Annotated in this window: 10 protein-coding genes and 1 other RNA gene; 8 read left to right on the top strand and 3 right to left on the bottom strand. The window is 68.5% G+C overall.

Annotated features, from left to right (window positions below):
* The coding region (locus ACE3O1_RS12110) for a DUF222 domain-containing protein (RefSeq protein ID WP_374315370.1) at positions 1 to 1,340 on the bottom strand (1,340 nt) is incomplete at its 3' end.
* Positions 1,341 to 1,476: 136 nt separating this feature from the next.
* Between ACE3O1_RS12110 and ftsE the strand changes: the two genes are divergently transcribed.
* The 3 genes from ftsE (at position 1,477) to smpB (ending at position 4,198) form a co-directional block, all read left to right on the top strand.
* A complete protein-coding gene (gene ftsE, locus ACE3O1_RS12105) occupies positions 1,477 to 2,679 on the top strand; it encodes a cell division ATP-binding protein FtsE (protein ID WP_374315368.1) in 1,203 nt (400 codons plus the stop codon).
* Complete coding sequence (gene ftsX, locus ACE3O1_RS12100) at positions 2,676 to 3,590, top strand: permease-like cell division protein FtsX (protein WP_374315366.1); 915 nt, start codon at positions 2,676 to 2,678, stop codon at positions 3,588 to 3,590. The genes ftsE and ftsX overlap by 4 nt, the downstream gene beginning before the upstream one ends.
* Before the next feature lie 131 nt (positions 3,591 to 3,721).
* Positions 3,722 to 4,198, top strand: coding sequence for an SsrA-binding protein SmpB (gene smpB, locus ACE3O1_RS12095; protein ID WP_374315364.1), 477 nt, complete (start codon positions 3,722 to 3,724; stop codon positions 4,196 to 4,198).
* Positions 4,199 to 4,231: 33 nt separating this feature from the next.
* Here smpB and ACE3O1_RS12090 read toward each other — a convergent pair whose 3' ends face one another.
* On the bottom strand, positions 4,232 to 4,903 hold the full coding sequence (locus ACE3O1_RS12090; RefSeq protein ID WP_374315362.1) for an SIMPL domain-containing protein: 672 nt from the start codon (positions 4,901 to 4,903) through the stop codon (positions 4,232 to 4,234).
* Between the two features lie 293 nt (positions 4,904 to 5,196).
* Between ACE3O1_RS12090 and ACE3O1_RS12085 the strand changes: the two genes are divergently transcribed.
* From ACE3O1_RS12085 to ssrA, 5 genes are all read left to right on the top strand, one after another.
* Complete coding sequence (locus tag ACE3O1_RS12085; RefSeq protein ID WP_374315360.1) at positions 5,197 to 6,762, top strand: glycosyltransferase family 2 protein; 1,566 nt, start codon at positions 5,197 to 5,199, stop codon at positions 6,760 to 6,762.
* On the top strand, positions 6,755 to 8,182 hold the full coding sequence (locus tag ACE3O1_RS12080; protein WP_374315358.1) for a glycoside hydrolase family 26 protein: 1,428 nt from the start codon (positions 6,755 to 6,757) through the stop codon (positions 8,180 to 8,182). Before ACE3O1_RS12085 ends, ACE3O1_RS12080 begins: the two co-directional genes overlap by 8 nt.
* Before the next feature lie 33 nt (positions 8,183 to 8,215).
* On the top strand, positions 8,216 to 9,625 hold the full coding sequence (locus ACE3O1_RS12075; protein WP_374315356.1) for a UDP-glucose/GDP-mannose dehydrogenase family protein: 1,410 nt from the start codon (positions 8,216 to 8,218) through the stop codon (positions 9,623 to 9,625).
* Between the two features lie 38 nt (positions 9,626 to 9,663).
* On the top strand, positions 9,664 to 10,143 hold the full coding sequence (locus ACE3O1_RS12070) for a nitroreductase/quinone reductase family protein (RefSeq protein WP_374315354.1): 480 nt from the start codon (positions 9,664 to 9,666) through the stop codon (positions 10,141 to 10,143).
* Positions 10,144 to 10,269: 126 nt separating this feature from the next.
* Positions 10,270 to 10,638, top strand: a transfer-messenger RNA (tmRNA) gene (gene ssrA, locus ACE3O1_RS12065).
* Positions 10,639 to 10,971: 333 nt separating this feature from the next.
* Here ssrA and ACE3O1_RS12060 read toward each other — a convergent pair.
* Entirely contained in the window at positions 10,972 to 11,952 is a 981-nt protein-coding gene (locus ACE3O1_RS12060) for an aldo/keto reductase (protein WP_374315372.1), read from the bottom strand.
* Between the last annotated feature and the right edge of the window lie 41 nt (positions 11,953 to 11,993).

Here is an 11,993-nt window from a genome sequence, read left to right as displayed (position 1 = left end):
GCGCCGCCGGTGTGGGGGATGTGGTGGACGGTCCAGCCGCCGTGGTGTTTGACGGTGTGGTGTCCGGTGCATAGCGGGGCGTGGTTGGTGAGGGCGGTGGGTCCGCCGTGTTCCCAGGCGATGGTGTGGTCGATTTCGCAGCGGGACGCGGGGATGCCGCAGCCGGGTGCCATGCACCGGTCGGCCCGCCATCTCACGAGTTTCCGTAAGCCCGGTGGGGGTCGGTATTGGGTGCGACCGACGGAGAGGATGATCCCGGTTTCGGGGTGGGTGAGGACCCGCATCCAGGACTCCTCCCCACCACACAGCTCCTTCGCGACCGGGAGGGGAATGGGTCCGATGCCTTCCACCGTCGCCGGGCCCAGCCCCTGGCCGTGCCGGTCGGCGTCGTCGCCGGCGAGGAGGGCGAGGGCGGGGACGGTGACCGTCACGGTGGCGCGGATTCCGCGGGCCTGGGGGTGGGTGTCGGTGTTCCCGTCGATGAGGAGGTCGCCCAGCACGTCGGCGCGGGTCTGATCCACCGTCCGGGAGTCCTCGGGCACGCCCGGAGCGTCATCACCGGCCCCCTGAGTGTCGGTGGTGGTGTCGGCGGTGGTGGCGCGGCGTCCGGTGAGGGTTTTGGCGATCGCGGTGAGGCGGGAGTGGATGGCGTGGGCTTCCACCGCCGGGAGGAACGCGTGCAGCCACGCCATCCCGTCCGCGGCGGGTTCGATCACCACCCGCCGGGCCCGCAGCGCCTCCTCATGCCGGGCCGTCAGCGTCGCCGCTTCCTCGGTTTCCACGAGGCGTTGCAGGCAGCGGCGGAACGAGCCGACCGGCAGTTCCTCGGCCCACGCCACCGCCTGCGCGGTGAGCCGTTCCCGCACGGCCGGGGTGGCGGCATCCAGGATCTGTGCCAGCACCTGCGCGTGCTGCTCGGTCATCCCACCCCGGCCCAACGAGTCCAGGGCGGTCGGGTAGCGGTGCACCAGCGCCTCGGCGAGGGTCATCAGCATCCCCGCGGCATGCTCGGTGACCCGCAGCGCCGCCGCCAGTTCCAACCGCACCGACCGTTCCACGATCTGCACCGTGCCCCCGCCATACCGCCCCGGGTCGGCCAGCGCGTTGCGCCGCAACCCCTCCACCCGCTCCAACCGCTGCGCCGCGAACACCGACATCATCACCGCAACATCGGTCACCAACTCCACATCATCCGGGACCACCGGCGCTCGGTCAGCGACCTCGGCATCCCAGACCAGATCCTCCGGCACCATGTCGAAGAACCCCGCATCCTCCCCCGCATCCTCGGGCACCCGGTCGAAGAACCCGGGACCCGGCTCCTCCGGCGGCGTGAATGTCATACCCCAGACATTAGAACATACCTCCGACATTCCAACCGCGGGCTCCCAACTGCCGCGTAGGCAAGCCCGAATCGCAACGCACAGTCCGGGTGTCGCAGGGGGCCGGGAGGAGGCATCCGCATAGGCTCGTTAGGCCATGATCCGGTTCGAGAACGTCACGAAGCGCTACAAGGGCACGTCGAAGCCTGCCTTGAACAACGTCGATTTCGAGGTGCTCCGCGGGGAGTTCGTATTCCTCGTCGGCGCGTCCGGGTCGGGGAAGTCGTCGTGCCTGCGCATGGTCCTGCGCGAGGAGATGCCGTCCGACGGACGCGTCGTGGTGCTCGGGCGAGACCTGCGCACGCTGTCCAACCGCAAGGTGCCCTACTTCCGTCGCCACATCGGCGCCGTGTTCCAGGACTTCCGGCTGCTGCCGAGCAAGACCGTGTACCAGAACGTGGCGTTCACGTTGCAGGTGACCGGGTCCTCGCGCGGCTACATCCAGCAGACGGTGCCGGAGGTGCTCGCGCTCGTGGGCCTCGACGGCAAGGAGAAGCGCTTCCCGCACGAGCTCTCGGGCGGTGAGCAGCAGCGCGTCGCGATCGCGCGGGCGCTCGTCAATCGCCCTCAGGTGCTGCTCGCCGACGAGCCCACCGGAAACCTCGATCCCGCGACGTCCGTCGACATCATGCAGCTGCTCGCGCGCATCAACGGCGGCGGAACGACCGTCGTGATGGCCACCCACGAGGCGGGTTTCGTCGACCAGATGCAGCGGCGCGTGATCGAGCTGCGCCACGGCGAGATGGTCCGCGACGAGCGCCACGGCGGCTACGGCGACACGTCCGGGCTGCCGAGCCTGGCTCCCGAGCAGGAGCGCGGCGCCGCCGCCGTCGCGGCCCTCACCGCCGTGCTCGAGGTGCAGCGGGAAGCCGCGGCAGCCGCCGAGGCGGGCCTCGATCCCACGCTCATCGACGATGAGGACGAGACGGATGCCGCGACCGCCGCGCACGCGGAGGCATCGGTGTGGGCGGAACCCCAGCCCGAGGCATCCGCCCCGACCGAGCCGCAGCCGACGCCGCAGCCGGCAGTCGAACCCGCGCCCGCGCCGAAGCCCGAGCCCGTGCCGGCACCCGGACCAAGCCTCGAACCGCAGCACTCACCGCAGCCCGAGCCCGAACCGAAACCCGAACCGGAACCCGAACCCAAACCCGAGCCCGCGATCACCCAGAAGCCGCCGGCACCCCAGACTCAGCCGATCCCGGTGGCGGACATCCCCGAACTCGACGTCGCCGAGCTCGGCCTCGCCGACCGCCTCGGACTCGACAGGGGCGACGAAGACGAAGTGGGTCCGACGTCATGAGGGTCGGACTCATCCTCGGCGAGGCGTTCACCGGCCTCCGCCGCAACGCCTCGATGGTCATCTCGGTCGTGCTCGTCACGTTCGTGTCGCTCACGTTCGTCGGCGCCGCGATCCTCATGCAGATGCAGATCGCCACCATGAAGGACTTCTGGGTCGACCGCGCGCAGGTCGCGATCTACATGTGCACCGCGATCTCGCAGGCACCGACCTGCACCGACGGCGTCGCGACCGAGGAGCAGCTCGCCGCCGTGCAGGAGAAGCTCGACGGCCCCGCCCTGTCGCCGCTCATCCGCGATGTGCGGTTCGAGGACAGCGAGGAGGCGTACCAGAACGTCATCGAACTGCTCGGCGAGGACTACGCGAGCGTCATCACGCCCGACCAGCTCAACGAGACGTACTGGATCAACCTCATCGACCAGAACCAATCCGACGTCCTGATCGAGGCGTTCGCCGGCACCGACGGGGTCGAGGAGGTGCAGGACCAGCTCCAGTACCTTGAGCCGCTGTTCTCGGCGCTGACGGTGGCGACCTATATCGCCGTCGGCATCGCCGTGCTCATGCTCATCGCGGCAGTGCTCCTCATCGCGACGACGATCCGCCTGTCGGCGTATGCGCGAAGGCGGGAGCTCGGCATCATGCGCCTGGTCGGGGCATCCAATCGCTTCATCCAGACCCCGTTCGTGCTGGAAGGTGTGTTCGCGGCGCTCATCGGATCGCTGCTCGCCAGCGCCGCCGTCCTCGCGGGCGTGCACTTCGGCGTGGACCAGTACCTCCGCGGCCGCGTCGAGTTCGTGACCACCTGGGTGTCGCTCGCGGATGCATGGCTCGTCGTGCCCGTGCTGATCCTGATCGGCGTGGTGCTCGCCGGCCTCTCGGCGAGCTTCGCGATCCGGCGCTGGCTGCGCGCCTGACCCGGCTCCGCGTCACGCCGGATCCGGCAACGCCGCACGCCGGATCCGGCCCGACTTCGCGCCGGGCGTGTCGCCGGGGGTAGACTGAACGGCTGCCGTGCGCCCGCGCGGCTTCAGAACGAGGAGTCGCCATGCCCAGGGAACGCGGGGAGAAGGTCGTCGCGACCAATCGTCGCGCGCGCCACGAGTACACGATCGAGAAGACGTACGAGGCCGGCCTGGTGCTCACCGGAACCGAGGTGAAGTCGCTGCGACAGGGTCGCGCGAACATCTCGGACGGCTACGCGTACATCGCGAACGGCGAGGCGTTCCTCGACGCCGTGCACATCCCTGAGTACTCGCAGGGTCACTGGACCAATCACGCGTCCAAGCGCATCCGCAAGCTTCTCCTCCACAAGGACGAGATCGTCAAGCTCTCCCACGCCGTCTCGGCGGGCGGGTACACCCTCGTGCCGCTCAAGCTCTACTTCAACGACGGCCGCGCGAAGGTCGAGATCGCGGTCGCCAAGGGCAAGCGCGAGTACGAGAAGCGACAGACGATCCGCGAGCGCGAGGACAAGCGCGAAGCAGAGCGCGCGATGCGCAGTCGCAATCGCCTGGGCGAATAGAGCGGATGCCGCGTCCCGCCGCGCGGCGGAGGTTCAGCGGGCGGTGAAGCGGGCTTCGACGGCTGCGGTGATGACGATGTCGTCGGGCTGCAGCTGGACGGCCGATCCGCCGCCGGCATCGGCGGCTGCGAACTCCGCCTTGGCCATCAGCATCCGTGGGGCAGGCTGTGCCGGATCGCTGCGCGCGAGCAGTCCGACGTCGGCGATCTCGAGCGGCGTCACGGTCGACAGGCCGATCGCGCTCGCGTAGGCGTTCGCGCGCTCGACGGCGCCGGCGACCGCCCCCGCCGCGACATCTCGCTCGGCCGCACTGCGTGTGCCGGGTGTGAGCTGCCAGTCGATCCAGCCGAGCTGCACGCCCTCGCGCTCGACGACCTCGCCGGCCCACCACGACAGCACCGCGAAGTCGGTGAACGTGGCCGTGAAGTCGACCGATCCGTAGTGCACCGGTGCGAGGCGCTTGCCGTCGGCGCTCCACGGGCGCTCCGACCACACCGAGACGCGCTGGCTGGTCCATTCCGCGACCGTGCCGGCCGTCTTGCGGCTCGCGAGATCGTCGCGCACGGGCTCGCTGAAGGCGGCCATGCGCTCGACGACCGCACCGCGCTCTGGCCCCTCGGCGCGGATGGTGAGGTGTGCGACCGCGCGCTCGGGCGCGATCCGCCGCTCGTTCTCGCCCCTGACGGTGATGACGACTTCGCTCATGCCGCCGACTCTACGGTGCGAATCGTGTTTCGGTCGCGTCTCGGCCGTATGAAGAACACGTGAACCGAACCTGGGAGAGGAAAATCGGGCGCCTGCGTGGGGTCGGCGAATTTCGTGCCTCCGATCAGGGATTGCTCGACGCCGTGTCCGCCAGAATGCCGACAAACCGCGTCCGTAAACGTTTCATGACAGTCCTGGCGTGTCGATTGCGGCTCGGCGGACGGACGGCGTCCACTCGATACATCGACCGGCCCCCGACGTGGTGGGTTTCCCAACCACCCGGAAGGATCGCCGTGTTCATCTTCCTGCTGCAGGTCCGCCACATGCTCGGGGGCTACCCAGAGCTCTATCTCTTCGCCGTGTACTCGCTGCTGATCTGGGGGATGTGGCTGCTGAAGGTGCTCGTCAGCATGCGCTACCGGCCCTACACCGAGGCGCATCGGGCGGGAACGAGCGTCATCATTCCCGTCGTCGATGAGCCACTGGACCTGTTCCGCGATGTGCTCCGCCGCATCACCGAGCAGCAGCCGGACGAGATCATCGTCGTCATCAACGGGGCGCGCAACCTCGATCTCGAAGAGGTGTGCGCGGAGTTCGCCCCCGCCGTCCGCTGGGTGCACACGCCGATCGCCGGCAAGCGCAACGCGGTCAAGGTCGGCGTCGAGCTGTCGCGCTTCGAGATCTCGGTGCTGGTCGACTCCGACACGATCTGGATGCCGCGCACGCTCGACGAGCTGGTCAAGCCGTTCAAGGACGAGCGGATCGGGGGAGTGACCACACGCCAGCGCATCCTCGAGCCGGAACGGAGTTGGATCACGCGCTGGGCCGACTGGCTCGAGAACACGCGCTCGCTGTACTCGATGCCCGCGCAGAGCGTCGTCGGCCAGGTGGGATGTCTCCCCGGACGCACGATCGCGTTCCGGCGCTCGATCCTGATCAACGTCATGGACAAGTTCATGACGCAGAAGTTCATGGGGGTGTTCCTCGAGATCTCTGATGACCGCACCCTCACGAACCTGACCCTCCAAGAGGGATACCGCACCGTCTACCAGCACACGAGCCTCGTCTACACCGACGCGCCTCTGCAGCTCAAGAAGCTCTACAAGCAGCAGCTCCGCTGGGCGCGCGGCAGTCAATACAACACGCTGCGGATGATGCCGTGGATGCTGGGACACGCGCCGACGCTCGCCCTGTTCATGGCCATGGACATCGTGCTGCCGTTCCTGCTCGCCGGCGTCCTGCTGGGCTGGGTCTACCGGGCCACCGTCGGAGCCGGCGAGAACTTCTACGCCGCGATCCTGCAGGAGTTCGGGATGGGCTCGGGGATCCTCTGGGTCGTCGCGCTCATCGTCGTGTCCTCGGTGCTGAGCATGGCGATCCGGCAGCTGCGGCATCTGTCCGAGAAGCCCAGCGACTTCCTCCGCCTGCCGGTGTTCATCATCACCTCGACCCTGTTCCTCATGCCGATCCGGCTCATCGGGTTCTTCCGCATGGGGCACGCGAGCGGGTGGGGAACCCGGGCCGGTGCCTACGCAGGCGGCGACGCCCCGACGTCCGACGAGCACGTGGTCGCCGCGGATCCCGAGAGCGAGCAGATGCACCGCGAGCTCGAGGATGCCGCACCCCTCGAACCGGTCGACGAGCTGTTCCACGAGATCGCCGAGGACCGCGATGCCGGGTCCGGCGGTGGCGCGGTCGGCACGGCGGTGGCGGCGCAGACGAGGGTCGCCCGGCGGCTCGCGGTCGCGCAGACCCCCGAGCCCACGCGTCCGCCGCGCCGCCGTCTGAACCCCAAGGCCGCCTGGCCCTACGTCATCGGCGCCGCGATCATCGCCCTGGAGGTCTGGATCATTGTCTGACGTCACTCCCCGCAGCTGGTGGGCCTCGAGCGGTCGGGCATCCAAGCTGACCGCACTCGGAGGGCTCGTCCTGACCATCGCCCTGGTCGCCACGAGTGCCGTCGTCTGGGCGTCGCCCGGCGGCTTCACGCCAGGCCCGAGCGTCGAGGATCAGCTCGCCGCAGCGCTCGCCGAGAACGAGTCGCTCAAGGGTCAGCTCGACGCGGCCGGCGAGGCGACCACGATGCCGACGCCGACGCCGAGCGCCACGGCTTCCCCCACGCCGAAGCCGAAGCCAACACCGACGCGCACCCCGAGCGCCGCTCCGGCGCCGGCTCCCGCCCCGGAGACGCAGATCGTCACCGTGTACCGCACGTCGCCCGAAGGCGGGGGCGAGCAGGCCGTCGATCCGGCCCCGCCACCGTCGAAGCCGTCACCACCGTCGAAGCCGTCGGTGACGGCGCCGCCGATCTCCTCGCTCATGAATCCCGAGCAGCGGTACTACGGGATGTACACGGCACAGGCTCCGTTCAACTTCGCGACGTTCGACGACGCGGCGCAGAAGAGCGGCACCCGCCAGTCCCTGGTCGGCTACTTCGGCGGCTGGGACCAGACGTTCCGCGGCGACGCCGTGGTGCGCTCGTGGGAGCGCGGCCTGCTGCCGATGCTCACCTGGGAGTCGCGTCCCATCGCCGCGGCGAACGACGTTCCCGAAGACCCGGAGTACTCGCTGCCGCGCATCCTCGGCGGCGCCTTCGACGACTACCTGCGGCAGTACGCACGGGACATCGTCGCGACCGGCCTGCCGCTCGGCATCCGCCTCAATCATGAGATGAACGGCACCTGGTACCCGTGGAGCGAGCAGAAGACCAACGGCTCGTCGAACAACGGCAACGGGCCGGGCGACTACGTCGCTGTGTGGCGGCACGTGCACGACATCTTCGAGGCAGAGGGCGCGAACAGGTTCGTGATCTGGACCTGGGCGCCGAACATCATCAACAACCTGCCCGCTCGTCACCAGGACCCCGCGTACCTTCGTTCCCTCTATCCGGGTGACGAGTACGTCGATCTCGTCGGTGTCTCGGGATACCTTCGGCAGCCGTTCGTCGCGGCGAACGATTTCACGTTCGACTACACCTTCGGTGCGACGCTCGATCAGTTGCGAGCGGTCACGGACAAGCCGATCCTCCTGGCAGAGGTCGGCGCGACCGAGAACGGCGGCAAGAAGGTCGAGTGGCTGAACAGCCTGTTCGCGTCGCTCGGCGAGCCCGAGAACGCCGACATCATCGGCCTCGCCTGGTTCAACATCGCCGTCACGACCGTCAGTCAGGGCCAACTCGTGACGAACGACTGGCGCATCGACTCCCGCCCCGCCTCACTCGCGGCGTTCCGCGACGGCCTCGCGTCGCCCGCGGCCGACTTCCGCCTCATCCCGTACTGATCCGCCTCGCCCCGACGTCCGAAGGAGAACCACATGTCACCTCACCTCCGACCAGCGCCCACTTCGATCGACGAGGCACCGCCGCTGCGCGTCAGCGTCATCGGCACCGGATACCTGGGTGCCACGCATGCCGCCGCGGTCGCCGAGATGGGCTTCGCCGTCATCGGCGTCGACCATGACCCCGCGAAGATCGCCGCACTGGAGAAGGGCGACGTGCCCTTCTACGAGCCGGGGCTTCCCGAGCTCATCCGCGCACATGTCGAAACCGGGCGGCTGAGTTTCACGACCGACCTCGCCGCGGCGGTCGCGGCATCCGACGTGCATTTCATCTGCGTCGGCACGCCACAGCAGGCATCCAGCCATGCGGCCGATCTCTCGTTCGTGGAGGGTGCGACGCGCGCCGTCGCGGCTGCGCTCACGCACGACGGACTCATCGTCGGGAAGTCGACCGTGCCGGTGGGCACCGCTGCGCGGCTGCGGGAGCTGGTGGATGCCGCCACCCCGTCGCGCCTGCACGTCGAACTGGTCTGGAACCCGGAGTTCCTGCGCGAGGGCTACGCCGTCGACGACACGCTCCGCCCGGACCGGATCGTGATCGGGGGAGCCTCGGAGTGGGCCGAGGATCGGCTTCGTCAGCTGTATGCCCCCGCGATCGCCGGGGGAGCGCCGGTCGTCACGTGCGACCTGCCGACGGCCGAACTCGTCAAGGTCAGCGCCAACGCGTTCCTCGCGACGAAGATCTCGTTCATCAACGCGATCGCCGAGGTGTGCGAGAAGGCTGGGGCCGACGTCTCGACTCTCGCGGACGCGATCGGATACGACGAGCGCATCGGCCGCCGCTTCCTCAATGCGGGGCTCGGGTTCGGGGGCGGATGCCTTCCGAAGGACATCCGGGCGCTCACGCATCGTGCGGGCGAACTGGGCGCTCTCCATGCGGTCGGGCTCATGCAGCAGGTCGACGAGATCAACATGTCGCAGAGGCAGCGGGTCGTCGAACTCGCGATGACGCACTGCCCGGTCAACATCCTCAACGCGCGCGTCGCCGTGCTCGGCGTCGCGTTCAAGCCCGACACCGACGATGTGCGCGACTCGCCCGCGCTCAATGTCGCGGCAGCTCTGCATCTTCGGGGCGCACTCGTATCGGTCTACGATCCTGAGGCGAACGCGACGGCTCGCAGGTCGTTCCCGACGCTGACCTACGCGCCGACTCTGGATGCAGCGGTGACGGATGCCGATCTGGTGCTGGTTCTGACCGAGTGGCCCGAGATCGCCGGTGCCGATCCCGTCGCCGTCGGCCGCCTGGTCGCTCATCGGACGGTGATCGACGCGCGCCGATGCCTTCCCTCCGATCGGTGGCGCGATGCCGGATGGCGCTGCGTGACGCTCGGAAGCGCCGAGACCGAACTCCCGGCCCCGCGTGTGGGGGCGAGCAGGGCGGCATAGGGTCGGCGCCGTTGCGCGGCGCCGGCGATGCGGGGATGATGCTCAGCGTGACCGCGTCCTCGTCGGGCTCCGCGCGGATCCCGCCGCGCTGGTTCATCCGCACCGCCTGGGTCGTGCACCGCGGGCTGTACCGCATCACCGGCGGCAGGTTCGGGCTTCGCCGGCCCACGGCGACCGTGTACGGGATGATGCGGCTGCACACCGTCGGCCGCCGCACCGGCAAGGAGCGCGTGGCGATCGTGGCGTACTTCGAGGACGGGCAGGACGTCGTCACGATGGCGATGAACGGGTGGGGCGAGCCACCGCCCGCCTGGTGGCTCAACCTGCAGGCGACGCCCGCGGCGACGATCGATCTGCCGGGCTCGAGCCGTCGCGTGCGCGCCCGCGAGGCGAAGGGGACCGAGCGGGAGCGCCTGTGGGACGTGTTCCGCGGCCTCGAGGAAGGTGCCGATCTCGACGCACTCGCACGTCTGCGCACGCGAGAGACGCCGGTGGTCGTTCTCGAGCCCCGCGCCTGACGGGATCGAACCCGTGCGGAATGGCGGGGGAGCGGCATCCGTTGTATCCTGATGTGCTCGGATGCTTCGGCTCCGAGAGTTGGAAACTCAACAGCGTGACAGCGGCCCTTCACACGAAGGTTCCATGGGGATGATCGGTTTCGACATCGCCTGCGAATCTGCGGGAAGCGGGCCGAGGATGCAGAGTTATCTCGTAAACGATCTCTGCAAACCAATAAGTGCCGAACCTAAGCGCACTGAACTCGCCCTCGCTGCCTAAGCGAGCCTGAGTTCCGTCAGACCGTAGGCGTTCCCGCTACGGATCCTGGCGTCATCTAGGGGACTTGCTGCGTGACGGCGTCTGGACGTCACGCGGGACTCTTTCCAGGCTGGGCTCGTCGACTTAGGTGTCTGTGACAAAGGTCGGAGCCGAGCAGAACGCATTCACAGACTGCGCCCGGAGAAGACGCAGTATCACAGCGATGGACGGGGGTTCGATTCCCCCCATCTCCACCACCCGCTGTCACGGAACAAGGCCCCGAAAGCCGCGTAATCACGCGGGTTTCGGGGCCTTCGTTCGTTGTCGGCCAGGTGGTCGGGAGCCAATGGGTTACGTTCGTGAGCGGAACGCGGCTCGCCCGCGTGCGGGGTCCTCACGCGGCGACGGGGAGTCAGCTCGCCCAGAGGCTTCGGAACGGCGAGACGAACAGATCTTGGTTCTGCTCGATGGCTTGCAGCTGCTGGGTCGTGCACTGCGTCATGATTCTTGGCTCTTCTCAAGATGGGCGGTTGGGACATTCACTGAGGGCGACGAATGTGGTGAGGGGCGGATCGCGGCGCGCGTTCTGGTCATTTGTCGATTGACGCCATGTTGGCTTTGTCGTGTCGTTCGCCGGCGGCAGGTTCGAGGGCGGTGAGGCGGGCGGCCTGATCCCCGGTGAGTTCGATCGCGTCGGCCGCGATGTTCTCCTCGACGCGCGCCACTCGGCGGGTGCCGGGGATGGGGGCGATGTCGTCGCCGCGGGTGAGGATCCATGCCAGTGCCGTCTGTGCAGGGGTCGCGCCGATCTCCGCGCCGATAGCACGGACTTCGTCGACGAGGCGGAGGTTGCGGTCGAAGTTCTCGCCTACGAACCGCGGGTTGGTCTTGCGCCAGTCGTCGTCGGGAATGTCGGCCGCAGAGCGGATCTGCCCCGTCAGTAGACCGTGCCCGAGGGGCGAGTAGGGGACGAAGCCGATGCCGAGCTCACGGAGCAGGGGCAGGATCTCAGCCTCCACGTCGCGGGTCCATAGCGAGTATTCGGTCTGCAGCGCGGTCACCGACTGGACGGCGTGTGCGCGGCTGATGGTCTGTGCGGACGCTTCGGAGAGACCGAAGTGGAGCACTTTGCCTTCGGCGATCAGGTCGCCGACGACGCCGGCGGTTTCCTCGATGGGCGTGTTCGGGTCGACGCGGTGCTGGTAGTACAGGTCGATGTAGTCGGTGCCGAGACGCTGCAGAGATCCCTCCACCGCGGCCTTCACATTCTCAGGGGTGCTGTCGATTACGCCCGGCCCGCGGCCCGAGTGGGAGACGAGCCCGAACTTGGTGGCGATCTTCACCTGATCGCGGCGGCCACGGATGGCCTGGCCGACGATTTCCTCGCTGAGGTAGGGGCCGTAGATCTCGGCGGTGTCGATATGCGTGACACCCAGGTCCAGGGCGCGGTGGATCGTGCGGATGGACTCGGCGTTGTCGAGACCTCCGCCGGTCGTGTAGGTGCCGGCCATGGTCATGGCACCCAGGCCGATGCGGGAGACCTCGAGGCTCCCGAGGTGTGCGTTCTTCATGAGGCTGTCTTCCTGTTCGCGATGGGTCAGGCCTGTGACGT

The sequence above is a fragment of the Microbacterium sp. genome (assembly GCF_041909575.1).
In the GTDB taxonomy this organism is placed as follows: domain Bacteria; phylum Actinomycetota; class Actinomycetes; order Actinomycetales; family Microbacteriaceae; genus Microbacterium.
Note: the sequence above shows the minus strand (reverse complement) of the source record. Positions and strands in the feature narration are given on the sequence as shown.

What these genes read in the sequence shown, in the direction of transcription:
- ftsE (WP_374315368.1), top strand. Translation starts at nt 1,477, where the DNA reads ATGATCCGGTTCGAGAACGTCACGAAGCGCTACAAGGGCACGTCGAAG.
- ftsX (WP_374315366.1), top strand. Translation starts at nt 2,676, where the DNA reads ATGAGGGTCGGACTCATCCTCGGCGAGGCGTTCACCGGCCTCCGCCGC.
- smpB (WP_374315364.1), top strand. Translation starts at nt 3,722, where the DNA reads ATGCCCAGGGAACGCGGGGAGAAGGTCGTCGCGACCAATCGTCGCGCG.
- ACE3O1_RS12090 (WP_374315362.1), bottom strand. Translation starts at nt 4,903, where the DNA reads ATGAGCGAAGTCGTCATCACCGTCAGGGGCGAGAACGAGCGGCGGATC.
- ACE3O1_RS12075 (WP_374315356.1), top strand. Translation starts at nt 8,216, where the DNA reads ATGTCACCTCACCTCCGACCAGCGCCCACTTCGATCGACGAGGCACCG.
- ACE3O1_RS12070 (WP_374315354.1), top strand. Translation starts at nt 9,664, where the DNA reads ATGCTCAGCGTGACCGCGTCCTCGTCGGGCTCCGCGCGGATCCCGCCG.
- ACE3O1_RS12060 (WP_374315372.1), bottom strand. Translation starts at nt 11,952, where the DNA reads ATGAAGAACGCACACCTCGGGAGCCTCGAGGTCTCCCGCATCGGCCTG.